Origin of the sequence: Trinickia sp. (assembly GCF_051953405.1) — a bacterium.
Classification (GTDB): domain Bacteria; phylum Pseudomonadota; class Gammaproteobacteria; order Burkholderiales; family Burkholderiaceae; genus Trinickia.
In genome coordinates, this window is sequence record NZ_JBQCIV010000140.1 from 1 (window position 1) to 23,120 (window position 23,120).

General features: G+C 62.8%; 20 protein-coding genes, 1 tRNA gene and 1 pseudogene. 10 read left to right on the forward strand and 12 right to left on the reverse strand.

From position 1 onward, the window contains the following. The 4 genes and pseudogenes from ACTHN9_RS25230 to ACTHN9_RS25245 all read right to left on the reverse strand — a co-directional run. Window positions 1-195, reverse strand: a pseudogene (locus tag ACTHN9_RS25230) (sulfate adenylyltransferase subunit CysD); the annotation flags it as partial. Between the two features lie 137 nt (window positions 196-332). Continuing rightward, window positions 333-1,082 (reverse strand): phosphoadenylyl-sulfate reductase, encoded by a 750-nt coding sequence (locus ACTHN9_RS25235; RefSeq protein WP_440539546.1) that lies wholly within the window; start codon window positions 1,080-1,082, stop codon window positions 333-335. Beyond that, window positions 1,079-1,618, reverse strand: coding sequence for a DUF934 domain-containing protein (locus tag ACTHN9_RS25240; RefSeq protein WP_440539547.1), 540 nt, complete (start codon window positions 1,616-1,618; stop codon window positions 1,079-1,081). Before ACTHN9_RS25240 ends, ACTHN9_RS25235 begins: the two co-directional genes overlap by 4 nt. A 27-nt stretch (window positions 1,619-1,645) precedes the next feature. Continuing rightward, window positions 1,646-3,325 carry a nitrite/sulfite reductase gene (locus ACTHN9_RS25245; protein WP_440539548.1) on the reverse strand — a complete coding sequence of 560 codons (1,680 nt, stop codon included), beginning with the start codon at window positions 3,323-3,325 and terminating at the stop codon, window positions 1,646-1,648. Between the two features lie 206 nt (window positions 3,326-3,531). Here ACTHN9_RS25245 and ACTHN9_RS25250 point away from each other — a divergent pair, with 206 nt between their 5' ends. The 3 genes from ACTHN9_RS25250 (at window position 3,532) to ACTHN9_RS25260 (ending at window position 5,878) form a co-directional block, all read left to right on the forward strand. Continuing rightward, window positions 3,532-4,473 (forward strand): CysB family HTH-type transcriptional regulator, encoded by a 942-nt coding sequence (locus tag ACTHN9_RS25250; RefSeq protein ID WP_440539549.1) that lies wholly within the window; start codon window positions 3,532-3,534, stop codon window positions 4,471-4,473. 57 nt (window positions 4,474-4,530) lie between these two features. Next, window positions 4,531-5,703: an ABC transporter substrate-binding protein gene (locus tag ACTHN9_RS25255; RefSeq protein ID WP_440539550.1), complete on the forward strand. Its 1,173-nt coding sequence runs from the start codon at window positions 4,531-4,533 to the stop codon at window positions 5,701-5,703. Window positions 5,704-5,793: 90 nt separating this feature from the next. Beyond that, window positions 5,794-5,878, forward strand: a tRNA-Leu gene (locus ACTHN9_RS25260). A 526-nt stretch (window positions 5,879-6,404) separates the two neighbouring features. On the opposite strand, the gene ACTHN9_RS25265 is transcribed toward ACTHN9_RS25260, so the two are convergent. Further along, complete coding sequence (locus ACTHN9_RS25265) at window positions 6,405-7,286, reverse strand: hypothetical protein (protein WP_440539551.1); 882 nt, start codon at window positions 7,284-7,286, stop codon at window positions 6,405-6,407. Between the two features lie 481 nt (window positions 7,287-7,767). Between ACTHN9_RS25265 and ACTHN9_RS25270 the strand changes: the two genes are divergently transcribed. From ACTHN9_RS25270 to ACTHN9_RS25290, 5 genes are all read left to right on the forward strand, one after another. Further along, window positions 7,768-8,721: an SMP-30/gluconolactonase/LRE family protein gene (locus tag ACTHN9_RS25270; protein ID WP_440539552.1), complete on the forward strand. Its 954-nt coding sequence runs from the start codon at window positions 7,768-7,770 to the stop codon at window positions 8,719-8,721. Between the two features lie 193 nt (window positions 8,722-8,914). Next, window positions 8,915-9,604 carry a FadR/GntR family transcriptional regulator gene (locus ACTHN9_RS25275; RefSeq protein WP_440539553.1) on the forward strand — a complete coding sequence of 230 codons (690 nt, stop codon included), beginning with the start codon at window positions 8,915-8,917 and terminating at the stop codon, window positions 9,602-9,604. 84 nt (window positions 9,605-9,688) lie between these two features. Beyond that, the gene (locus tag ACTHN9_RS25280) at window positions 9,689-9,823 is read left to right on the forward strand and encodes a hypothetical protein (RefSeq protein WP_440539554.1); all 135 of its coding nucleotides are present in this window, start codon (window positions 9,689-9,691) and stop codon (window positions 9,821-9,823) included. Then, the gene (hyi, locus tag ACTHN9_RS25285; protein ID WP_440539555.1) at window positions 9,820-10,596 is read left to right on the forward strand and encodes a hydroxypyruvate isomerase; all 777 of its coding nucleotides are present in this window, start codon (window positions 9,820-9,822) and stop codon (window positions 10,594-10,596) included. The genes ACTHN9_RS25280 and hyi overlap by 4 nt, the downstream gene beginning before the upstream one ends. Before the next feature lie 118 nt (window positions 10,597-10,714). Beyond that, entirely contained in the window at window positions 10,715-11,518 is an 804-nt protein-coding gene (locus ACTHN9_RS25290; RefSeq protein ID WP_440539556.1) for an NAD-dependent epimerase/dehydratase family protein, read from the forward strand. A gap of 99 nt (window positions 11,519-11,617) precedes the next feature. Here ACTHN9_RS25290 and ACTHN9_RS25295 read toward each other — a convergent pair whose 3' ends face one another. The 6 genes from ACTHN9_RS25295 to ACTHN9_RS25320 all read right to left on the reverse strand — a co-directional run bounded on the left by ACTHN9_RS25295 (window position 11,618) and on the right by ACTHN9_RS25320 (window position 19,160). Next, on the reverse strand, window positions 11,618-12,970 hold the full coding sequence (locus tag ACTHN9_RS25295) for a TRAP transporter large permease (RefSeq protein ID WP_440539557.1): 1,353 nt from the start codon (window positions 12,968-12,970) through the stop codon (window positions 11,618-11,620). A 5-nt stretch (window positions 12,971-12,975) separates the two neighbouring features. Then, on the reverse strand, window positions 12,976-13,455 hold the full coding sequence (locus ACTHN9_RS25300; RefSeq protein WP_440539558.1) for a TRAP transporter small permease: 480 nt from the start codon (window positions 13,453-13,455) through the stop codon (window positions 12,976-12,978). Window positions 13,456-13,598: 143 nt separating this feature from the next. Beyond that, window positions 13,599-14,591 (reverse strand): TRAP transporter substrate-binding protein, encoded by a 993-nt coding sequence (locus ACTHN9_RS25305; RefSeq protein ID WP_440539559.1) that lies wholly within the window; start codon window positions 14,589-14,591, stop codon window positions 13,599-13,601. A 249-nt stretch (window positions 14,592-14,840) separates the two neighbouring features. Next, window positions 14,841-16,049, reverse strand: coding sequence for a porin (locus ACTHN9_RS25310; RefSeq protein WP_440539560.1), 1,209 nt, complete (start codon window positions 16,047-16,049; stop codon window positions 14,841-14,843). Window positions 16,050-16,351: 302 nt separating this feature from the next. Next, window positions 16,352-18,100 (reverse strand): L-arabinonate dehydratase, encoded by a 1,749-nt coding sequence (gene araD, locus ACTHN9_RS25315; RefSeq protein ID WP_440539561.1) that lies wholly within the window; start codon window positions 18,098-18,100, stop codon window positions 16,352-16,354. A gap of 121 nt (window positions 18,101-18,221) precedes the next feature. Beyond that, the gene (locus ACTHN9_RS25320; RefSeq protein WP_440539562.1) at window positions 18,222-19,160 is read right to left on the reverse strand and encodes a dihydrodipicolinate synthase family protein; all 939 of its coding nucleotides are present in this window, start codon (window positions 19,158-19,160) and stop codon (window positions 18,222-18,224) included. Window positions 19,161-19,615: 455 nt separating this feature from the next. On the opposite strand from ACTHN9_RS25320, the gene ACTHN9_RS25325 reads away from it, so the two are divergent. Continuing rightward, complete coding sequence (locus ACTHN9_RS25325) at window positions 19,616-21,673, forward strand: glycoside hydrolase family 28 protein (RefSeq protein ID WP_440539563.1); 2,058 nt, start codon at window positions 19,616-19,618, stop codon at window positions 21,671-21,673. Window position 21,674: 1 nt separating this feature from the next. Here the strand turns inward: ACTHN9_RS25325 and ACTHN9_RS25330 are convergent, their stop codons facing one another. Then, window positions 21,675-22,052 carry a copper resistance CopC family protein gene (locus ACTHN9_RS25330; protein WP_440539564.1) on the reverse strand — a complete coding sequence of 126 codons (378 nt, stop codon included), beginning with the start codon at window positions 22,050-22,052 and terminating at the stop codon, window positions 21,675-21,677. 220 nt (window positions 22,053-22,272) lie between these two features. Between ACTHN9_RS25330 and ACTHN9_RS25335 the strand changes: the two genes are divergently transcribed. Further along, the gene (locus ACTHN9_RS25335; RefSeq protein ID WP_440539565.1) at window positions 22,273-22,974 is read left to right on the forward strand and encodes a pseudouridine synthase; all 702 of its coding nucleotides are present in this window, start codon (window positions 22,273-22,275) and stop codon (window positions 22,972-22,974) included. Window positions 22,975-23,120 lie beyond the last annotated feature (146 nt).

Sequence of the window (23,120 nt, forward strand, 5' to 3'; positions counted from 1 at the left end):
GAACGCCTTCAGCGCCAGGTGCAGCACCACGACCGAATCCTTGCCGCCCGAGAACAGCAGTGCCGGCTTGGCGCACTCGGCCACGAGTTCGCGCAGGATGTGGATCGACTCGGCTTCTAGCCAGTCGAGGTGGTCCATGCGGGTCGCGCTGACCGTGAGCGGCGTCGTCGCGGAAGGTTCGAGAATCGTGCTCATGTTTAACGGTTTCCTATCGTTTGCCCGTGGGCCGCGCCCGGCGCCGATGCGCTCGGGCGAGCGGTCACGGCATTCGGATGCTGCGTGTGCTGCTTATGCTGGTTTGTACTGCGTGCGTGGCGGTGACGCGGTTCGCGTCAGGCCGCGCCCGGCGCGAATTGAACGGTCGACACCGAGATATGGAGCCCGCATTCCTTCGAGTCGCGCGACTCCCACCACCAGCGCCCCGCCCGGCTGTCCTCGCCGGGGCGAACCGCGCGCGTGCACGGTTCGCAGCCGATGCTCGGATAGCCGCGTGCGTGCAGCGGATTGACGGGTACGTCGAACTTCTCGAGATACGCCCAGACCTCGCCTTCGCTCCAGTCCGCCAGCGGGTTGTATTTCGCGATGTTGCGCGCACCGTCGTGCTCTTGTTCATGCAATTCGGCACGCGTAACCGACTGCTCCCGACGCTGGCCCGTCACCCAGGCGTCCACGTCGGACAGTGCGCGGTTCAACGGCGCCACCTTGCGGATCTCGCAGCAGCGCTTGCGCAGCTCGACGCTTTCATAGAACGCGTTCAAGCCATGCGCCTTCGCGTACTCGTCCACGGCTTCGGGCTGCGGATGGAACTGCTCGATCTCGTAACCGTAACGTTCGCGAACGCGGTCGATCATCGCCACCGTCTCCGCATGCAAACGGCCGGTATTGAGCGAAAAGATCCCGATCGGCAACTGGCGCGACAAAATCGCATGCGTCAGCACCATGTCCTCCGCCGCCAAGCTGCTCGCGAGTTTGATACGGGGATGGCGCTGCGCGATGTCGTCGACGAACGCATGCAGCCGATCGATTTTCGCTTGGAGCGCCGCATCGATCGGCGCCGCGGCGGGCGTGCGGTCCTGGCTCATGCGCGCGGCTCCGATTCGAGCGCCGCACGGCGGCGAAACAGCGGCTGCGGCGTGTCGAATGCGCCTTGATACTTGACCGAAAACTCCTCGAAGGCACGCAGCGCATCGTGGATGTCCTTATCGGCGCGCACGGCGTACGCATCGAAGCCGCAACGGAACATGAAGTTCAATTGATCGCGCAGTACGTCGCCGATCGCGCGCAGCTCGCCCGTCCAGCCGTAACGCTCGCGCAGCAAACGCGCGGTGCTGTAGCCGCGGCCATCGCGGAACACCGGAAAATCGACACCGATCAGCGAAATCTTATCGAAATCGGCGGCGAGCTCGGCCGGTTCGTCGTCCGGCGCGAGCCACACGCCGAGCGCGTCGCGCGAGCGCGATGCGACGAGCGCCTCGCGCGCTTGCTTCCACAGCGCGAACGGCACGAGCACGCGGCCGGCGGGCAGTGTGTCGGGCACAGGCAGCGAGCCGTCTTCGGCGGCTCGCACCACGGTCCAATCGTCGCGCACCACGGAGCGGTTCTTGATAATCGAAGTCATCTGCAAATATCCCTCTTCGCCCTGTGCTTACGCGTGCGCCGGCTGGCGCGACGCGTAGACGCGTTCCTTGAACGGCGCAACGCCGATCCGATTGTAGGTATCGATGAAGCGCTCGCCGTCGATGCGGTTCTCGACGAACGTGTCGATCACCTTGCTCATCACGTCGGGCATTTCCTCCGCCGCGAACGACGGCCCGATCACGCGACCGAGACGCGCCCCCGTGGCGCTCGTGCCCTGCTCGCCGCCGAGCGTCACCTGGTACCACTCGGAGCCGTCCTTGTCGACACCGAGAATGCCGATGTTGCCGACGTGGTGGTGGCCGCACGAGTTGATGCAGCCGGAAATGTTCAACGACAGATCGCCGAGATCGTAGACGTAGTCTAGGTCGTCGAACCGATCTTGGATGGCCTGCGCGATCGGCAGCGATTTCGCATTGGCCAACGAGCAAAAATCGCCGCCCGGGCAGGCGATGATGTCGGTCAGCAAGCCGAGGTTCGGCGTGGCGAAGCCTTGCTGCTTGGCTTTTTCCCACAGGTCGAAGAGGTCGCGCTTGCGGACGTCCGCGAGAATCAGGTTTTGCTCGTGCGACACGCGGATCTCGCCGAACGCGTACTGGTCGGCCCAGTCGGCGACGGCTTCCATTTGTTCGGCCGTGGCATCGCCCGGCGCACCCTTGGCCGGCTTGAGCGAGAGCGTGACCGCGGCGTAACCGGGCACCCGGTGCGGACGCAGGTTGCGTTCGATCCAGCGCGCGAAGGCACGGTTTTCGAGCAGGTGCTTTTCGAACGAGGCATCGGTATCCGACAGCTTTTCGTAAGCCGGCGGAGCGAAGTGACGCGCCACGCGATCGAACTCGGCTTGCGTCAGCGTCGAGGGGCCGTCCTTCAGGTGTCGCCATTCCTCTTCGACTTGCTGCGCGAACTTCTCGGGGCCGAGCGCCTTCACGAGAATCTTGATGCGCGCCTTGAACAGGTTGTCGCGACGGCCGAACCGGTTATACACGCGCAGGACCGCCTCGCAATACGTCAGCAGATGCTGCCAAGGCAAGTTTTCGCGGATGATCGATCCGATGATCGGCGTACGGCCGAGGCCGCCGCCCGCGAGAATCGCGCAGACCACCTCGCCCGCCTCGTTCTTCGACAGGTACACGCCCAAGTCGTGGATCTGCACGGCGACGCGATCTTCCTTCGAAGCCGACACGGCGATCTTGAACTTACGGGGCAGCCAGCTAAATTCGGGGTGGAACGTGGACCACTGGCGCAAGATCTCGGCCCACGGGCGCGGATCGACGATCTCGTCGGGGGCCACGCCGGCGAACTGGTCGGCCGTGATGTTGCGGATGTCGTTGCCGGACGTCTGAATGCCGTGCATCTGCACGCTGGCGAGGTCCGCCAGCAGATCGGGCGTCTCCTCGAGCTTGATCCAGTTGTATTGGATGTTCGTGCGCGTCGAGAAGTGGCCGTAGCCGCGGTCGTACTTGCGTGCGATGTGCGCCAGCATGCGCAATTGATCGCTGCGCAGGTTGCCGTACGGGATCGCGATCCGGTGCATGTAGGCGTGGCGCTGCATATACAGGCCGTTCTGCAGCCGAAGCGGGCGGAACTCGTCCTCGCTCAATTCGCCCGACAAGCGGCGACGGACTTGGTCGCGGTACTGCGCGACGCGTTCGTCGACGATGGTCTGGTCGTACTGATCGTATTGGTACATTCGGGACCTCTGGTTGTGTCGCGCCGCGCTTGGCAAGCGCCCGAATCGCTATCGATCGCACCTGGCCGCCCATCGTTCAGACGGTTCGGTCATGTGCTAATGACAAAAACAGCTATGCATATTGAAAAACGTGCGTCGATCGTAATAAACTGGCCTTATATTTCAAACGACTTAAAAATTCTTTTCTTATGTCGACAGGGTTATAAATGAACCTGCACCAATTTAGGTTCGTGCGCGAGGCGGTCCGACAGAACTTCAACCTGACGGAGGCCGCCAAGGCGCTGTATACGTCGCAGCCGGGCGTGTCGAAGGCAATCATCGAACTCGAGGACGAGCTGGGGGTCGAGATCTTCACGCGCCACGGCAAGCGGGTGCGTTCGTTGACCGAGCCGGGGCGCATCATCCTCGCTTCGGTCGAGCGGATCTTGCAGGAGGTGGAAAGCCTCAAACGGGTGGGTAAGGACTTCGCGGCGCAGGACCAAGGCAATCTGGTGATCGCCGCCACGCACACGCAGGCGCGCTACTCGTTGCCCGGCGCGATCGCCGAGTTCAAGAAACGGTTTCCGAAGGTGCATCTGTCGATCTTGCAAGGCAGTCCGACGCAGGTGGCGGAGATGGTCATGCACGACCACGCCGACATCGCGGTCGCGACCGAAGCGATTTCGTCCTATAAGGAGCTGGTGTCGCTGCCCTGCTTCCAATGGCACCACGTGGCGATCATGCTCCCGGATCACCCGCTGCTGCAGCGCAAACAGCTCTCGCTCGAAGACCTGGCGCAGTACCCGCTGATCACGTACGACAACGCGTTTGCCGGCCGCACCAAGATCAACCAGGCGTTTTCGCTGCGAGGCCTCGCGCCCGACATCGTGCTGGAAGCCATCGATGCCGACGTCATCAAGACCTACGTCGAGCTGGGCTTGGGCGTGGGAATCATGGCCGACATCGCGTTCAACGCCGAACGCGACCGACATCTGCGGGCGATGCCGGTCGGGCACCTGTTCGGCAGCAATTTGACGCGTGTCGCGCTCAAGCAAGGCGCCTATCTGCGCAGCTATGTGTATACGCTCGTCGAACTGCTGTCGCCGACGCTGAACCGCAAGCTGATCGAGCAAGCGCTCAAGGGCGAGCACGAGAGCTACGAGCTGTAAGCCGCGACCGCCTGCGTCCACCTCGCATCGAACAACGAACCTCGGGAGACCTTTTGCATGGCGTTATTCGGATCCTTGCGGCGCTCGCTCGCGCTCGCGGCCTGCGCACTCGCGTGCGCGGCGCAAACCGTCCCGGCGCTCGCCGACATCAAAGTCGGCATCGATTTGTCCTCGACGGGCCCCGCCGCGGTCATCGGCATCACGAGCAAGAACGCGATGCAGATGTGGCCTAAGACGATCGCGGGGCAGCCGGCGCAATATCTCTTCCTCGACGACGGCTCCGATCCCGGCAAGGCCGTGCGCAACATCGACAAATTCATCCACGAAGATCACGTCGATGTCGTGGTGGGCCCGAATGTGACCCCGGCCGCGCTGGCCGCGCTCGATCCCATCGCGCAGTCGCATACGCCGATGATCACGCTGATCGGCTCGGGCAGCGTGGTCGAGCCGCAGGAAGGCCCGCGTGTCTGGGCGTTCAAAATGGCGCAGACGGACAGCGCGATGGCCGATGTCATGACGCGGTACATGTCGAACCATGGCGTGAAGACGGTGGGTTTCATCGGCTTTGCCGACAGCTACGGCGACGGTTGGCTCAAGGCGTTTTCGACGTTCGCGAAGTTGCGGCACCTCTCGGTCGTCGCGACAGAACGCTACAACCGTACCGATTCGAGCGTGACGGGCCAGGTGCTCAAGCTGATGGCGGCCAAGCCCGATGCGATCCTGGTGGCGGGCGCGGGTACGCCGGCCGTGCTGCCGCAGCGGGAGTTGGTCGAACGCGGGTTCAGGGGGCCGATCTACCAGACGCACGGCATCGCGACGCCCGAGTTCATCAAGCTCGGGGGTAAGGACGTCGAAGGGACGTTGTTCCCGACGCAGCCGGTCATGGTGGCGCGCACGCTGCCGGCCGATCATCCGTCGAAGAAGGAAGCGCTGGCGTTCGTCGAGTCGTACGAGGCGAAGTACGGAGCGGGCAGCGTCACGCAATTCGCTGCCGACGCGGCGGGCGTCTATCCGCGCTTGAACGATGCCGTTGCGCGCGCGTTGAAGCACGGGCAGCCGGGCACCGAGGCGTTTCGCGCCGCGTTGCGGACGGCGCTGGAGCAGGCGCATGAACTGGTCGTGCCGAACGGCGTGGTCAATACGAGCGCGAGCGATCATGTCGGGCTCGATCAGCGCGCGAGCGTGATGGGGACGATCAAGGGCGGCAAATTCGTGTACTTGAGCCAGTGACCTCGCCGCTCGGTGACGGGCGCTTGTCACCGGTGGCGATTTCGGCCATAATCGCGCTCTTACGTCTGGCGACGCTATATCGCCGACGAAGCCCGGGTGGTGAAACAGGTAGACGCAGGGGACTCAAAATCCCCCGCCGCAAGGCGTGTCGGTTCGAGTCCGACCCCGGGCACCAAGCATTCCTCCGAAAGGCCCAGCCCGCAAGGCTGGGCCTTTTCGTTTGGCGTAAATCTGGCGTAGCGACTTGCTGAAGACCGGAGTACACCCCCATCCAAGCACGCACTGCACTTCCGCAACCTCATACACGAGCAGCGAGTGCCGTTCGTTCGGCGAGTCAGCGAGTCGTCCCTCCAGCACATTCACGTCCACGCGCACAAGCCGTCAATCGCCGATCCTGAAAAATTCCAGCAAGAGAAATTTTCGCTCTACCGCTACGCTACACGGCTATTGCTTGAGCGGGTAAGCTGGCTTTACCGGGACTACTATCGCGCCGCTGGCGGTGGCGACGGACGCGCGGAGTTGATCTTCTACGTCCTAGGCCGCCCTTCGCGACTACTAAGAAGCTCGGTGGAGGTGCGCATTCATTGGGATAGTGTCGAGCCCGACGCTGTCAGCGCGGTAGCTCACGAACAGCTTGCCGGACTTCAAATAGCCGACTTGACCGGCCGCACAAACCAATCAAGGTCTCATCGCCCCACCGATTATGCAATCGTCGGCTTCGCGCAGGCTGTGGCCATACCCGGCTCACCCGAGGTACTGCGCCCGGAGAGCTGCTCCGCGATGCCGCCGGGCATCGCTTCGATGCGCCTCCGAAGCTCGTCCGCCTGAGTCGACAGGACGAGCCACTCATCGGCCAGCAACTGCGCAAGGGGAGTGGCGGGACTTGCTTTGCGCTGTCCAAGTCGGCTCATGACGAACCTAATCGCCTCGAGGGTATCGCGCAGCCGATGTCCGTACACGGGCTCGTGATGGGCAATCCGGTTGCGCGTCTGGTAGATGCACTCAAGCTGTACAGCCACGTCCGCACGCCGAAGCTGTTTGTCCGGAAACACCCGCTTGAGCACGGGGCGCCAGAGCGCCGCCTCGTAGTCTGTCGAGAACAGACGCTTCCAAAAGAACAGCGTCAGCTGTGCGATCATCTGTCCGTTCGATACCGGCAATGACCGTTGCCGGATTTTCGAGTGTTTTTCATGGCTCAACGCCGTCGGCACACCATCGCGGAACAAGCGGTCGTCGATCGCGTGCTTTTGCGCCGTATTCAGCTTTGCGTAAGCCGCTCGCTGTGCGCTGGCGATCGCTTCACCAATGCGGGTCTTCTCCTGCTCTCGCCAGATGAACGGTGCCGGCGGATTCCGCAGCCAGTCGCCCCTCCCAAAATAGGCCGCGAGCTGATCGCAGATGGTATTGCGCAACGCGATCTCGACGATTGCGGTCACGCACATTAGGCTTCCGGCTACTTGCAGCGTCTGCTGATGTAGCGCTATCGCCGGCCGCGGCGAACCGGCAAGTTTAAGGAACGTCCCAAGTCTTTCGCCGGACAGCAGCAGAGTAACGGCGGCCAGCGCTTCATCGGAGAGTTCCATTGACGATGTATCCCCTTCTTTGTAAGCTTGTCGGTGAAAAGTCGGGATCAGTGTCGGCAGCTACTTTCGGGTAAGCGGACCCCCGACTTCCTGCTTCAAGGGCGCCACTCCGGTGACGCCCTTTTTCATTTGTCCTCCGTGCGCCGGAACCATCATCCGGGGCGGCCTCACAGCATGCCGGTCATCGCAGCCCTCGGAAATGAACAGCTGCGGAACTAGGACCGACTTACCCCCAAAGAAGACCATCCTCGCCGGACGCTACCCGCCGAGCAAACTTGACGATTGCGCCTACTGCGACAGTACAAGCCGGGCCATCCGAACTGCTGCGCCCGGTCGTACACATGATTGACAATATCCGTGTTGTATAACAACAATGCCCACATGAGATCGTGGCGCCAGATCGCGCAACACGAGTCTCGACGATCCATCTTCAAAATTCGCCATGTACCGACCGTACGCGGCGAACGGCAACGGAAACACAATGACCGACGATCGAGGATTCGCGCCACCGCATCGCCTTGAGCCTCATCGCGCACGGCGCTGCGCCGTCGGCGAAAGCCCCGTATGGCGCGCCGCGCAGCATGCGCTTTACTGGGTGGACATCCCCGCGCAAACGCTGCTGCGCTACGAGCCCCGGCGCGATCGACGCACCGAATGGCAATTGCCTGAACGCGTAGGCTGCGTGGCGTTCGACCGCAACGGCACGGTGTTGGCCGCGTTGGAGACAGGGCTGTTCGCCGTCGAATTGCACGAGCCGTCGGATCACGCCGCCCAAGCGGAAGAAACACCCGCCTACCACGGCACCGCCTCGATCCGCCGCCTCGTTTCCGTCGAGCACGACGCCGAACGCATGCGCTTCAACGACGGACGCTGCGATCGCCAAGGCCGTTTCTGGGCCGGAACGATGGTGCAGGATGCTAGTGCTCCCCATCCCGCGGGCAAGCTCTATCGATACGATGCGGCCTCGGGCCTGTCCGCGCCGATCGTCGATGCGCTTTGCACGCAAAACGGCCTGGCCTGGTCGCCGGACGGGCGCACGATGTACCTCTCGGATTCGCATCCGTCGAGTCGGCTCATTTGGGCATTCGATTACGACATCGACGACGGCATCCCCTCGAACCGCCGCATCTTCGCCGATCTGCACGCCTACGCCGGTCGTCCCGACGGCGCCTCGATCGACGCCGAGGGCTGCTACTGGACCTGCGCCAACGATGCCGGCCTCTTGTTGCGCTTCACGCCCGAAGGCCGGCTAGACCGCAAGCTCGCGTTGCCGGCGTCGAAACCGTCGATGTGCGCATTCGGCGGCGCCGGCTTCGACACCCTGTTCGTCACGACGATCTGCCCGAACGTGGTTGGCGAGCACGACGGTTTCGTCTTCGCACTCGCCCCTGGCGTGCGCGGCCTGCCCGAACCCGAGTTCGCCGGCACGCTATAACGAGGCGCCCATCGCTGCGCGCCGCGCCACGGCACGTACGACCCACCGCGGCGGACGGTACGTTCCGCTCAGCCCGCGCACAACTTTGTCCGAGTTGCCCAAGCCGGGGCCAACGAGCACCGGACTATGATTTACGAGCTGCCGTGACTTACAATTGACGACAATCTTGACAACTCATCGCAGATCGCCCCAAATGGCCGAGCAAAAGGCGCCGCGCATGCCGGCGCGCATTTATAGCGACATTCTCAATCGCATCATCGACGGCGAATACAAAGAAGGGGAACGGCTGCCCACCGAGCACGCGTTAGCGGAACGCTTCGCCACTTCGCGCCCCACGGTGCGCGAAGCGCTGGCCCAATTGCGCGCGGACGGCATCATCGCCACGCGTCACGGCTCCGGCACCACGGTCGTGCGGCGCCCCGATCCGGATGTGCGCCGCTTTGCGCCGCTCGAAACGTTGTCGGACATCCGGCGCTGTTACGAGTACCGCGCGGTGATCGAATCGGGCGCGGCGGCACTCGCCGCCGAGAAGGCCGACGACGAAGACATCGCCGCGATTCGCCCCGAATGGGACAACCTGCAGACAATCGTCGAAACCTCGGGCATCGGCGCCAAAGACGATTTTGCGTTCCACCTCGCCGTCGCCCGTGCGTCGAAGAATCAATTTTTCGTGGCGGGGCTCTCGTCGATTCAGGAACAGATGGTCTTCAGCATGAACTTGTCGCGCAACCTCTCGCTCGTGAAATCGATCGAGCGGCAACGGATCGTTCAGCAGGAACATCTCGAAGTGCTCGAGGCGATCCAGCAGCGCGATCCGGCTCGCGCCACCCGCGCGATGCGCGATCATCTCGAACGGGCACTGAGCCGGATGTTCGGCTCTTAACTGCGTCGTTCGCAGGTCGCGCCGCCGAATAGAAAAAGCCCCGGACGACCATTAATTTGCTTTACAACTTTGACGACATCGCCGATGATGTCTTACATTGTTGCTTCCAAAGCCGATAGCGCCGCGCAGCATGCGCGGCGTGTCGGCTTTCCGCGTCTCGCGCGATCGGCGGCGTCGTTCGATCAAGTCGAGCGCACGCTTGCACGAGACCTGACATGACGAAGCTCTGCGCGAACCTCACGATGCTGTTCGGCGAGGTCGATTTTCTGGACCGCTTTGCGCAAGCGGCCCATGCCGGTTTCAAAGGCGTCGAGTTCCAGTTCCCTTACGCTTACGACAAGCACGAACTCGCCGAGCAATTGGACCGGCACCGCCTTACCCAAGTGCTCCACAACCTACCCGCAGGCGACTGGGCTAGCGGCGAACGCGGCATCGCCTGTTTGCCCGACCGCGTGAGCGAATTCCGCGACGGCGTCGGCACGGCGATCGAGTATGCGCGGGCGCTCGGCTGCAAGCAATTGAACGTACTGGCCGGCATTGCGCCCGCCGGCACAGCGCCCGATACGATTTGCGAGACGTTTGTCTCCAACGTGAAGTTCGCTGCGCAAGCCTTGGCCGCCGAGGGCATCCGCCTATTGATAGAGCCGATCAACACGTTCGATATCCCCGGGTTTTACGTCAATCGCACCGATCAGGCGCTGGCCCTCATCGATGCGAGCATGACCGATAACGTGTTCTTGCAGTACGACATCTATCACATGCAGCGGATGGAGGGCGAACTCGCCGCGACGATGGAACGGCATCTGCCGCGCATCGCCCATATGCAGCTCGCCGACAACCCCGGCCGTCACGAACCCGGCACGGGCGAAATCAACTTTCCGTTCCTCTTCGCCCATCTCCAAAGGATTGGCTACGACGGCTGGATCGGTTGCGAATACAACCCGGCCACGACGACGACCGCCGGGCTCGGCTGGGCCGTCGACTATCTGTGAGCAAACGCGCGGACGCGAAATACGCCGGGGGCGGACGCATTGCCGCACTCGATCGGCATCGGCGCTCGCCCTCCCCTTTCATCCCTTCCATGAAGCCCCTTCCACAAGGATTCGTATCGTGAAGAAAGTTGCATTGACCGGCGCGGCCGGCCAACTCGGCCGCGTATTGCGCAAAGCGCTGCTCGAACGTGGCGTCGACCTCCGCTCGGCGGCCGGCTTCCAGCCGCTCGAGCCGATGGTGGAAGGCGAAGACCTCATGCACGGCGATCTGCGCGACGCCGATGTCGTCGATCGCCTGCTTGCCGGCGTCGACATCCTGATTCATATGGCCGGCACCAGCGTGGAAAGACCGTTACCGGAGATCATCGAAAACAACCTGCGGGCGCTTGTCGAAGTGTACGAGGGTGCGCGCCGCCACGGCGTAAAGCGCATCGTCTTCGCCAGTTCGAATCATGCGATCGGAATGCATCCGGTCGAATCGAAGCTCGGCCTCGACTGCGATTTTCGTCCCGACGGCTTCTATGGCCTCAGCAAAATGTGGGGTGAAGGGCTTGCGCGCCTGTACTGGGACAAGCATGGGATCGAAAGCGTCTGCATTCGGATCGGCAGCTGTGTCGAAAAGCCCACGGAGTTTCGTCACCTGAGCACGTGGCTTGGCTTCGACGATCTGCTTCAGTTGATCGATCGCTCGATCAATGCGCCCGAACTCGGCTTTCAGGTGGTCTGGGGCGTGTCCGCGAATACGCGCAGTTACTGGGACAACGCGGGGGCGGCACGGCTTGGTTATCGACCGCGCCAAAACGCCGAAGACTACGCGGCCGACATCCTCGCGAAGCCGAACCCCATCGGGGCGATCGGTCAACGGTATCAAGGCGGCAGCTTCGCGAGCTTCGATTTTTCGCGGCAAGACGCGACCCCCTAACCGTACCGATCGCGCGGCGCGCGTTTTCCGTGCATCCGAAAAAAGGGCCCGCGCAAGCGGGCCCTTCCAACAACATGCGGGACTGGCCCGAGCCGGCGCTCAAAACACGGGATGCGAATTGATGAGGCTCGGCAGCCAGGTCGAGAAATACGGGAAGTACGTGACGATGTTGATCGCGCTGAAGATGGCCAAGTAATACGGCCACGCGATTTTCGTCGTCTCGCCGATCGACACGTCGCCGATCGCGCAACCGATGAACTGCACCGATCCGATCGGCGGATGGACGAGCCCGAGCGAGCAATTCAACAAAATCATGATCCCGAATTGCACGGGGCCCACACCGTAGTGCATCGCCATCGGCAGAAACAACGGCGTCGTGATGAGAATGTGCGCGGCCATATCGACGAACGTGCCGAGAAACACTTGAATGATGTTGATGTAGAGCAGCATCAACCAAGGTACCGTCGTGGCGTGTTCGAGCAGATGTTCGATCGCGGCGGGAATCTCGAGATAGGCCATCTGAAAGCGCAACATGTTCGACACGCCGATCAGCAGCAACACGACGCCGGTCGTACGCGTAGCGCGCGCAAGGCATACGCATAGCCTTCTGAGCGTGAGCGTGCGATACACGACGAGCGTCAGCACGAGCGAATACGCCACCGCGATCGCCGCGGCTTCCGTCGCCGTCGCGATCCCCTTCGCGACGCACGTCAGAATGATCAGGATAACGAGCAAACCCGGGATCGCGCCGATAAACGACTTACCCACCGCCCCCCACCCTGGAAACACCGGCAACTCCGAGTTGCCGTCCGCGCGCGTCGGAAAACGATAACGCACGGCCTGCCAGTACGCCGCGAGCAAGACGAAGCCCATCACCCAGAGCACCGGCAACAAGCCCGAGAACAACAGATCGCCGATCGACACGCCCGTCACCGAATGGCCCGCGACCATGCCCGTAATGCCTTGCGCCGCGAGCGCGTAGATGATCATGTTCGTCGATGTCGGCATCAGCGCGCCGGCAAGCGATGCGTGAGTCGTGACATTGACGGCATAGGCGGCGCTGTAGCCTTCGCGCTTCATCAATGGAATGACGACACCGCCCATCGCCGAGGTGTCCGCCGTGGGCGAACCCGATACGCCGCCGAACAGCGTGCATGCCACGACGTTCGCCATCCCGAGGCCGCCGCGGAAATGACCGACGGTGGCTTGCGCGAAGCGTAGGATCCGATCCGCGATACCGCCGTGCAACATGAGTTCGCCCGACAAGATGAAGAACGGCACGGCGAGAAACGAAAATGCATTGATGCCCGAGACCATCGACTGCATCGCGGTGGCGAGCGGCAGCCCTTCATAGAGATAGGTCAGCACGCAAGCCAGGCCCAGCCCAAAAGAGACCGGCACGCCCAGCACGAGAAAGACCAAAAAACTGACGACAAGAATCAGGAGTTCCATTTGAATCACGTCCGCTTAGCCGCGAAGAGCGCCAGCAAGCGCTCGATTGAGAAGAGGATGGTGCAAGCGCTGGCGACGAATGGAATCGCGTAGCGAACGGCCTCCGGCAAGCCGAGAATCGGGATTCGATCGTCGAACGTGGTCGCCGCCATTTCCTTGGTGCCGAAGCACACGGCCAGCGAAAATGCGACGAGGCAAAGCTGCTGCAACACTTCGAGTGCGAGCCGCCCACGCGGCGGCAACGCCTTCGCGAGCGAATCCAAGCCGATGTGTCCGCCGTCGCGCACTTTCAACGCCGCCCCCATGAACGCGACCACGAGCACCATCAGTAAGCCGATCGGCTCGACGTAATCGGGCGCGTTATCGAACAGATAGCGCATCACGACGCTGTACATGACGAGCGCGCAAAGCACGGCCAGGCAAATCGATGCGAATACGGCGATCAGGAGGGCGACGATGCCGCTCGGACGCTTGATGAAGTTCATCGGTCAGTCTCTCGGACAAGGGTGCAATGCATGGCAAGCTGCGCGATGCACGCTGCACGACACCACGGCCCCGATGGCCCACGCACTCGCCTGCATCGCGCGCTTGCCGTCAGGGTCGACTCGACGCTCGAACAGGCTCGTCGTTACTTGGTCTGCACGATTTCGTCGACGATCTGCTTCATCGCCGGCGTCTTCTCGTACTTCGCCCAGACCGGCTGCATCGCCTTCACGAAAGCCGCGCGATCGATTTGCGCCGCGGGAACGATCGTCACGCCGTCCTTTTTCACGGTCTGCACGCCGTCGTCCACTTTGGCCACCCACAGCTTCTCGTAGTACGGCACGGAATCGGCCGCCGCCTTGCGGATCGCCTGCTGCTCTTGCGGCGTCAAGGTGTCCCAGATCTTCTTCGAGAACACCACCACTTCAGGCGTCATCGAATGCTGCGTTTCCGAATACACGGGCGCCACTTCGTAATGCTTCGTTTCGACGTACGAAGGAATGTTGTTTTCCGCCGCGTCGACAAGACCGGTCTTCAGGCCCGTGTAGACCTCGGAGAACGGCATCGGCGTGGGCGTGCCGCCCATTGCCTTGATCTCGTCGACCATGAGGTCCGACGGCTGCACGCGTACTTTCACGCCCTTCATGTCGGCCGGCGAATGAATGGCCTTCTTGGCATAAACCGAACGCGCGCCGCTCTCGTAGAACGTGAGCGCGACCATGCCCTTGGCGGAAAACGCGTCGAGAATCTTTTGTCCGACCGGACCGTACATGACTTTGCGGAAGTGATCGATGTCGCGGAACAGGAACGGCAGCGACGGGATCATGGATTCGGGCACGATGTCGTTGAAGGCCGCAGCGTTCGCGCGAACCATGTCGATCGCGCCGATCCGCACCTGATCGATCGTGTCGTTCTCCGATCCGAGCGCACTGTTGCCGAAGACTTTCAGGCTGTCCTTGCCGCCCGTCTCCTTCGAGATTTCGTCGCCCATGAACTTCAACGCCATCGTGGTCGGAAACGTGTCGCTGTGAACGTCCGCCGCCCGGAATACGCGCGCCTGCGCCGTGCCGGCCGTCAACGCGAGGCACGAGGCAGCCAGCGTCAGGGCGAGCGTCGACAGGGTGAATTGGCGTTTCATCTTGTGATCTCCTCAGAATTGGGATGGAGTGCAGCCTGTGCGGTCGCCCCGGATTCGACGCGGCTTTCTGCGAGACGGACCGGCACCGAGACTGACATCTTAGCTAGGCCAGACCATGTTGTCTGACAATGTCGACGATTGTATTGACATGTGACCCACTTGCAGCTTAGTAGATACCCGAGGAAGGGGGCGCTGTCGCACCGCCGCTTCCCGGGTGTCGCACTAGCTAGTGGGACGGAACGGGACCGATCAGAACTGGTGATTGATGCCGAGCGTCGCGGCGAATTGGCTACGCGAGGACGACGCCGACTGCTCGCCGATGCTGGCCGTTGCCCCCACCGCGCGGCCGTTCGTGGCGAGCGTTTGGCCGCTGGCGCGCTGATACGCTTCCAGCAAATAGATGCGCGTGCGCTTCGACACGTTATAGAGCTGAGTCAGATTGAACTGCTGGTAGCTCGCGGCATCGTGAATCCCGTTGGCGGTCGTCGCGCGCGTATAGCTGTAGCCGGCCGCCAGATCCCAAGCGGAGACGGGGCGGTAGTGCAACACGACGCCGCCCGTGTTGAAGATCGCCTTGTCCGTAAAGCCGGAGGCGATGCCGGGCAAATATTGGACGTTCGAATAGGTCGCCGAGACGTCCCACTGCGCGTTGAACTTGTAGCCGCCCGTTACCGCGAAACGCTGCTGAGCCGCCGCGTTTTGATAACCGTTCGTGATGCTCGAGACGCCCTGTTCGCCCGTGCCCGAGTAGGCGGTGGAACTCGCGCTCCAAGCGCCGCCGCCGTTCGTCGCGTTGTTGAAGCGCGCGAATCCGACTGCGATGCCGGCCGGTCCCATCAAGTATTGCGCCGCCACGCTCCACGTCGAACCGGCGTTGAAGCTGCCGGCAATGCCGCCGAGGGCATACATGCCGCTCACCTTGAAGCCGCCGAAGGACGGCGAGGTATAGACGAGCCCGTTGTTGACGCGATAGTCGGTATCGAGCGCATCCAGATCGCCCGGATGCGTACCGAACGCGCCGGTGAGCCAGTTGGTCGGGCTATACGGCGAAAGGAGCGTGTAGTACGGCGTGTACTGACGGCCCGCCGTGAACGTACCGTACTTGGCGTTGTCGAGACCGACCCACGATGCGCGATTGAACGCGAGGCCCGTCTTGCCCATGCTCCCGTTGTCGATGTTGAACCCTTCCTCGAGCTTGAAGACGGCCTTCGTGCCGCCGCCGAGGTCCTCGCTGCCGGTGAAGCCGAAGCGCTCGCCGCCCCATACCCCTTCCAACATCTTCACCACCGATTTGCCGCCCGTCGTCGCACCGGTGGACGGTGCCTGACTGCTCAGGTAGCCGATGCCAGTGTCGACGATGCCGTACAGCGTCACGCTGCTCTGAGCGAATGCGCCGCCGCTCGCGAGCATCGCCGCCGCCGCGGCAAGCGTCATCGTGGCTTGCTTATCGTGCTTCATCACATCTCCTGGTCTTTGTTGGACTTATCGCGGCTAGTCATGTCGAGCCGCTACGCATCGCCTGGCCACCTTTGTGTCGCAGGCTTCCGGTTACTGCTCTCCTTGCCACCCATCGATCGCAGACGTGCGGGCCATTCGTCGCATATCATTAGTAGTCCTAACTGCTTACCGAAACGGTCGATTGCTTCGGCGAATCGCACACGCCTGCCTCCTACACGCGTACACGCTTCGCACCGTCTCCGATACGCACGCGGCTATCCGGCGCCGCCTCGCGCCGGGCCGCCGCACTGCCGCTTTGAGCGTTAGTGGATTTCCGGCTCGCTTGCCGTCGCGCCCGTCCCTCCCACGCCGTCGCGTTGGAGGAAGTCGAAATCGCAACCCTTGTCCGCCTGCATGACGTGAATTTGGTGCATGGCGCCGTAGCCGCGCGTAAAACGCGGCGCGGGTGGTACCCACGCTGCCTTGCGACGAGCCAATTCTTCGTCGCTCACGAGCACGTTCAGCTTGCGTTGGGGGACGTCGAGTTCGATCAAATCGCCGTCCTTAACAAGCGCCAACGGGCCGCCGATGAACGATTCCGGTGCCACGTGCAGCACGCAGGCGCCATAGCTCGTGCCGCTCATGCGCGCATCGGAAATGCGCAGCATGTCCCGCACGCCCTTTTGCAACAGCTTCTTGGGGATCGGCAGTTGGCCCCATTCCGGCATGCCCGGCGCCCCCACGGGGCCCGCGTGCTGCAGGACGATCACGCACGTCTCGTCGATGTCGAGCGCATCGTCGTCGATTCGCGCCGCCATGTCGTTGTAGTCCTTGAAGACGACGGCGCGGCCTGTATGCACGTGTAATTTCGGATCGGCCGCACCGGGCTTGATCACCGCGCCGTCGGGTGCGAGATTGCCCCGCAGCACCGCAAGGCCCGTATCGGGCATCAGCGGCACGCCGCGCCGACGGATCACTTCGTCGTTGAAAATTTCCGCGTCCGCGATGTTTTCGCCGAGCGTTTTACCGTTGACGGTGAGTTGCTTCCCGTCGATCAGTTCGCCCAGTTCCTTCAGCATCGCCCGCAAGCCGCCCGCGTAGTAAAAGTCCTCCATCAAGTACTGGCCCGTCGGACGAATATTGGCCAGCACCGGGGTACGACGAGACAGGTCGTCGTAGTGGCCGAGCGTCAGCGGGATGCCCGCGCGCCGCGCCAGCGCAATCATGTGCACGATCGCATTGGTCGAGCCCGAGAGCGCGAGACAGGTCGTCACCGCGTTGTCGACCGACTTTTGCGTGACGATATCGGACGGCTTGAGGTCTTCCCACACCATGTCGACGATACGCATGCCGGTTTTTGCGGCCATTTGCGCGTGGCGCGAATCGGCGGCCGGGATCGACGCGAAGCCCGGCAACGTGAAACCCAAAGCTTCGGCCGCACTCGTCATCGTCGAGGCGGTGCCCATTGTCATGCAATGCCCGGGCGAACGCGCGATCCCGCCTTCGACGCCCTTCCAATCGTCTTCCGTGATCTTGCCTGCCCGCAAGTCGGCCCAATATTTCCACGTATCCGAGCCCGAGCCGAGCGTACGGCCGTTCCAATTACCGTTGAGCATCGGTCCGGCGGGCAAGAAGACGGCGGGCAAATCCATCGAGATCGCGCCCATCAGCAACGCGGGCGTGGTCTTGTCGCAGCCGCCCATCAAGACGACGCCGTCCGCCGGATACGAGCGCAGCGTTTCCTCGACTTCCATCGCGAGGAAGTTGCGGTACAGCATCGTCGTGGGTTTTTGAAACGGCTCGGAGAGCGTTTGCACCGGCAGTTCGATCGGAAAGCCGCCCGCTTGCCAAACGCCTCGCTTCACCTCTTCCACGCGCACCTTGAAGTGCGTGTGGCACGGGTTGATTTCGCTCCACGTGTTGAGGATGACGATCACCGGCTTGCCGGCGTATTCCTCGCGGCTATAGCCCATTTGCGCGGTGCGCGAGCGATGACCGAACGAGCGCAGATCGTTCACGCCGTACCAGCGGTGGCTGCGCAGTTGCTCGGGCTTCTTTCTGTTCGTGCTCACTTCGTCTCACTCCGCAATACTGATTTTGATTCAGCGAAAAAGCCGGTTACCGCGCTTGGGCTAGGTTCACAGCACCGCTCTGCCGCACGCGCAACGTATCGGCTTCGCCGATCGCACGTCGTCAAGCACCGGCCTGCGCACGCAAGCCTTGCTCGAATGCAAGCAAGGCCTTGGCCGCGCGGCGCACGTCCTCGTGATGAACCTTCGGCGTCTCGCTGAGCAACGGCAAGATCGTGCCCATATCGGCGACGCCCGAAAAGGTCACGGCATCGTGCAGGACGCGAATCAACGAAATTTCGTCGCGCAGCGTCTCGAGCGGCATGAACGCGTCGTACAACCGCTGTGCCTCGGCATGGCGCGACTCGCGGATCGCGTGCATCAGCGCAGTCACCGCGCGCGATGCGATACAACCCGAGCCCGTGGTCCAGGCGGCCAAGCCGAAGTCGCGCACGTGAATCACGGCCGGCCCCTCGCCCATGCCCGACACCACACGCGCCGGGTTCACGTTCTGCAGCAATCGCTCCAAGAACGGGTCGTTTGCGGGATCGTCGCGCTCGATCGCGTACTTCACGGCCGATAGCGTGCCGCGATCGACGAGGCGCGCCAGCGTATCGACGTCGACATATTGCTCGCTCTTCACGTACAGCGTCAGCGGGATCCCCGCCGTATCCGCAATCCGTGCGAGGCCCGCTTCGACACCGGCGGGCGTCGCGAAATTGGCAAACGGCAACACCATGGCTGTCCGGTAGGACGTCTGCGCCAGAATGCGCGCCTGGTCCAGCATCTTGCCGTAGTCGGGGCCGATCGAGGGGATCACGCGGGTAGTCGGGGCCGCGCTCTCGGCGAGCATGTCGAGCAGTTCGCGATATTCGCTGACGGCGACGTGGTAGAAGTTCGCGTTGCCGCCATAGAGCAGCGTGGTCACGCCGCCCGCTTCGATGTGGCGGATCAGCTTTCGGTTTTCTGCGACATCGACAGACAAATCGGCACGGCGCGCGAGCGGCGGCACCGCCATCACGGACGAGGCGAATTCGCTCTCGACAAGTGGGGACACGTTCATGGGGCCTCGAAACGGATGTTTTGATGATCGATAGGCCGGACGGTATCACCTCAAAAACCATCTTGTCAAACAACATTCGCGAACAAGTAACGACTTCATCGCGACGCACGGTCAAGCCGCGCGCCAACGATTCCTCGTTTAAGGTCCGGCCGCACGCGCCGCGCCACACTCCGACCACGGCGCGGGCCGCTCGTCCCATTTCCCATGAGATCCTTTGTGGACAAGGAACTCCTGCGTGACCACATGCCCTCTCGCCATCGGTCCATCTGCTGCCGATCGTTTCGCCTTGCGCACTGGCTCGGGTCGATTCGGCCCCGAATGGCATGGTACTTATCGTTTACGAGGTTTGACAACTTTTAATTTGCTTAACGAAAATCCGCCTCTGGATGACCACCCAAACAGCCGGACGCCGCCGACCGGTATCTCGGCTCGAGTTCAACCCAGGAGACAGTGAGATGGCAAACAAGCAATCGAGTGCGCATCGCGACGCCGACGCGTCGCGCGTTCGCTCCCCCGGCCGTCGCGCCTTCATGGCGCTGGCGGGCGCCACGGCCGGCGCGACGGTGCTGTCCGGCTTGCCCGGTTGCGGCGGAGGAAGCGACGGCAGCAGTACGGCCACCGGGGGTACCGGTTCGACGACCGTTACCGCCGCCGACCCGATTTGGGGTCCCACCGGCTCGGCCACGCAGATCATCGCCTCGCTTCAGAAAATAACGCAGTCGATGTTCCCGTCCGTCGACTTCAACGTCACGAGCTTCGGCGCGCAGCCCATCACGTCGCAAGTGACCGCCGCATCGGCATGGAATCCCGCCATTCCCTGGTTGAACCAGAACTCGTCGCCTACGAGCCCCGGGGCGGAGTTGATGGTGTCCTCGAGCCTAACGGGTACCGCGTTCGATGCGTGCACCGCCTTCAACAATGCGATCGTCGCGGCCAATGCGGCCGGCGGCGGCCGTGTCGTCGTGCCCGCCGGCAACTGGTACTGCGGCGGTCCGATCGTGCTGCTCAGCAACGTGAACTTCCATCTGAGCGCGGCGTGCACGATCTACTTCAGTCCCAACCCGGCCGATTACGCGAAGAGCGGCCCGTTCGCGACGGCCAACGGCAACCTGTACCGCACGCGTTGGCAAGCCAACGATTGCTTGAACTTCGGCTCGCCGGTCTATGCGTTCCAGCAGACCAACATCGCACTGACCGGCGAAGGCACGAGTTCCATCCTGAACGGCCAGGCGATGACCCCGATCCAAGCGAACGGCACGACGCCGACGTCGTGCTGGTGGACGTTCAAGGGCACGACGGGCGCGTACGGCTGCGCCGGATCGTCGACGCCGTCGCAAGCGTATTCGAATCCCAACAACGCGGCATTGACGAGCCTCGCCGGGATCACCGCATCTAACGCTGCGACCATCCTGCCGCTGTTGACGGCATCTGCCTGGTCGCAAGATCAGAACTACCTGCCTGCGTTATCCGAATTGGGCGTGGCGGTCACGTCGCGAATCTTCGGCAACGGGCATTACTTGCGTCCGTGCATGGTCGAATTCATCGGCTGCACGAACGTCCTCATGCAGAACTATCACACGCAGAACACGCCGTTCTGGCAGCACCATCCGACGGACTGCACGAACGTCGTGATCCAAGGCGTGTTCGCCGACAGCATCGGCCCGAACAACGACGGCTTCGATCCCGACGCGTGCAACAACGTGCTTGCCGATTCCGTCACCTTCAACACGGGCGACGACTGCATCGCGGTCAAATCGGGCAAAGCACTCGACGCGCAATACGGCCCCGCACAGAACCACGTGATTCAAAACTGCACGATGAACAGCGGCCACGGCGGCCTGACGCTGGGCAGCGAAATGAGCGCGGGCGTGCAGAACATCTACGCCCGCAACCTGAGCATGCTCAATCAAAATTGGGCGACCAATCCGCTGCAGATCGCCATTCGCATCAAGAGCAATATGAACCGCGGCGGCGTCGTGCAAAACGTCTATATCGACGGCGTCACGCTGCCCAACGGCATCTCGCTCACCGGCAAGGGCTACGGTTCGAGCAATATGATCGCCGGCAGCCCGATCAACACGACAGTGCCGCTCGGTGTCGCGACGGCAAGCGCGGGCAACCCGTCGGCCTCGCAAGGAGGGCTCATCACGTTCGACTGCGATTACTCGCCGAACGGCGACGCCGTGCGCCTAAGCCCGCCGTCCGTGCGCAACATCAACATCAGCAACGTGGCCGCGAGCAACGTGACGTCGGGCAGCAGCACCGGCTCGTGCTTTCAGGCAATCGTCGCACAGGGCCCGGTCGCGGCCGACTACAACGGCCCCGCGCCGGTGCCTGCCGTCTCGCCGATCACCGGCGTCACGATCTCGAACTGCAATCTCGGCACGCCGGTGTCGAACGGCACGCCCAGCGCAACGAGCCCGGGCCCGACCTATCTATGGAACGTGAATGCGATTACGTTGAGCAACGTCGTGATCGGCGCAACGACCTACAACACGACGTTGCAGGGTTGATTCATTTCACGTTGAATGCATAGTGCCCCTGTGTGCGGTGGCCGTCGGCGGCCACCGCCACCCACGACACGGTATAAGTGCCCGGCTTGAGCGGTGCGAGCGCGACCGTCATGTGCTTTTTGTCGTGCGCGTCGATGTTCGACTTGCCGTCGGTCACGTCCTTACCGGCCGAATCGGTCACCTTGAGCGAACTGAAGGCGCCCTCCAATGCGTCGTCGAATTCGATCGACACTTGGCGCGTATCGACGCCGACGGTCGAGCCGGCGCCGGGGGCTCGGTGCTTCGGATAAGCGTGGGCGCTGGCCCATTGCGCGCACGTGAGCAACAGCGCTGCGGCGCAGGCGCGCGCGCCGAAAGCCGCGAGAGACGTTTTTTTCATTGCGGGTGGTCGGATGTCAAAATAGCGGTTTGCCGAGCGAACCCGCAATCGATCGTCGAAGTCGAGATGCGCTCGAAGTCGGTCGATTATCGTTCAGGCCGCTTTGCCCTCGCAAGGCGGCTGCGGCAAGGCCGCCCGATGGCAGAACGCGCAGCGATGCAAGCAGGGACTCGCCCCGGCCCAGCGTACAATCGCGCCGCCTCGACTCGATTGCGAAACCATGGACCTCGAAAGCATCCTCTTCCGACAAGGCTTCGGCTCGCGACGCCAATGCCGCGCTCTGATCGCGGAAGGTCGGGTGGCCGTCGCCGGGCGCGCTTGCACCGACGCCGACGCCGATTTCCCCATCGACGATTTCGCGTTCGACGTGGACGGCACGGCCTGGCGCTACCGCGCGCACGCCTACTTGATGCTCAACAAGCCGGCCGGTTACGAATGCTCGCGCGAGCCGCAACATCATCTGAGCGTATTCGCCTTGCTGCCGGCGCCACTGGCGGTGCGAGGGGTTCAATGCGTCGGCCGCCTCGACGAAGATACGACGGGCCTCCTGCTGCTGTCCGACGACGGCCAATTCGTGCATGCCTACACCTCGCCGAAGCGCAAAGTCCCGAAGACGTACCTCGCGATCACGCGTCACGCACTCGACGAGCGGCAGTTGCAAGCGCTACGCGACGGCGTACTGCTGCACGGCGAAAAAGCGCCGATTGCGGCCGCGGCCGTGCGGATGTGCGACGAAAAACAACTCGAGATCACCGTGAACGAAGGCAAGTACCACCAGGTCAAGCGCATGATCGCGGCGGCGGGCAACCGCTGCGAGGCACTGCACCGCGAGCGCATCGGTGCGCTCGCCTTGCCGCCGACGCTCGCTCCCGGTGCGTGGCAATGGCTCGACGACGAGGCATTGCGCGCCTTGCGAATGTAGGACCGCCCCTCGCCGATGTGAGCCAGCGCACGCAACCATTCGAATAACCGCTCGATATCGGGTCCGCCCCCTATGGGGAATGCGCCACGCCAAACCTATACTTCGATCATCGAACGAAACGAGACCGCCGCCAACGAGCGAGCCGG

What these genes read in the sequence shown, in the direction of transcription:
- ACTHN9_RS25235 (WP_440539546.1), bottom strand. Translation starts at nt 1,082, where the DNA reads ATGAGCCAGGACCGCACGCCCGCCGCGGCGCCGATCGATGCGGCGCTC.
- ACTHN9_RS25240 (WP_440539547.1), bottom strand. Translation starts at nt 1,618, where the DNA reads ATGACTTCGATTATCAAGAACCGCTCCGTGGTGCGCGACGATTGGACC.
- ACTHN9_RS25245 (WP_440539548.1), bottom strand. Translation starts at nt 3,325, where the DNA reads ATGTACCAATACGATCAGTACGACCAGACCATCGTCGACGAACGCGTC.
- ACTHN9_RS25250 (WP_440539549.1), top strand. Translation starts at nt 3,532, where the DNA reads ATGAACCTGCACCAATTTAGGTTCGTGCGCGAGGCGGTCCGACAGAAC.
- ACTHN9_RS25255 (WP_440539550.1), top strand. Translation starts at nt 4,531, where the DNA reads ATGGCGTTATTCGGATCCTTGCGGCGCTCGCTCGCGCTCGCGGCCTGC.
- ACTHN9_RS25265 (WP_440539551.1), bottom strand. Translation starts at nt 7,286, where the DNA reads ATGGAACTCTCCGATGAAGCGCTGGCCGCCGTTACTCTGCTGCTGTCC.
- ACTHN9_RS25270 (WP_440539552.1), top strand. Translation starts at nt 7,768, where the DNA reads ATGACCGACGATCGAGGATTCGCGCCACCGCATCGCCTTGAGCCTCAT.
- ACTHN9_RS25275 (WP_440539553.1), top strand. Translation starts at nt 8,915, where the DNA reads ATGGCCGAGCAAAAGGCGCCGCGCATGCCGGCGCGCATTTATAGCGAC.
- ACTHN9_RS25280 (WP_440539554.1), top strand. Translation starts at nt 9,689, where the DNA reads ATGATGTCTTACATTGTTGCTTCCAAAGCCGATAGCGCCGCGCAGCAT.
- hyi (WP_440539555.1), top strand. Translation starts at nt 9,820, where the DNA reads ATGACGAAGCTCTGCGCGAACCTCACGATGCTGTTCGGCGAGGTCGAT.
- ACTHN9_RS25295 (WP_440539557.1), bottom strand. Translation starts at nt 12,970, where the DNA reads ATGGAACTCCTGATTCTTGTCGTCAGTTTTTTGGTCTTTCTCGTGCTG.
- ACTHN9_RS25300 (WP_440539558.1), bottom strand. Translation starts at nt 13,455, where the DNA reads ATGAACTTCATCAAGCGTCCGAGCGGCATCGTCGCCCTCCTGATCGCC.
- ACTHN9_RS25305 (WP_440539559.1), bottom strand. Translation starts at nt 14,591, where the DNA reads ATGAAACGCCAATTCACCCTGTCGACGCTCGCCCTGACGCTGGCTGCC.
- ACTHN9_RS25310 (WP_440539560.1), bottom strand. Translation starts at nt 16,049, where the DNA reads ATGAAGCACGATAAGCAAGCCACGATGACGCTTGCCGCGGCGGCGGCG.
- ACTHN9_RS25320 (WP_440539562.1), bottom strand. Translation starts at nt 19,160, where the DNA reads ATGAACGTGTCCCCACTTGTCGAGAGCGAATTCGCCTCGTCCGTGATG.
- ACTHN9_RS25325 (WP_440539563.1), top strand. Translation starts at nt 19,616, where the DNA reads ATGGCAAACAAGCAATCGAGTGCGCATCGCGACGCCGACGCGTCGCGC.
- ACTHN9_RS25330 (WP_440539564.1), bottom strand. Translation starts at nt 22,052, where the DNA reads ATGAAAAAAACGTCTCTCGCGGCTTTCGGCGCGCGCGCCTGCGCCGCA.
- ACTHN9_RS25335 (WP_440539565.1), top strand. Translation starts at nt 22,273, where the DNA reads ATGGACCTCGAAAGCATCCTCTTCCGACAAGGCTTCGGCTCGCGACGC.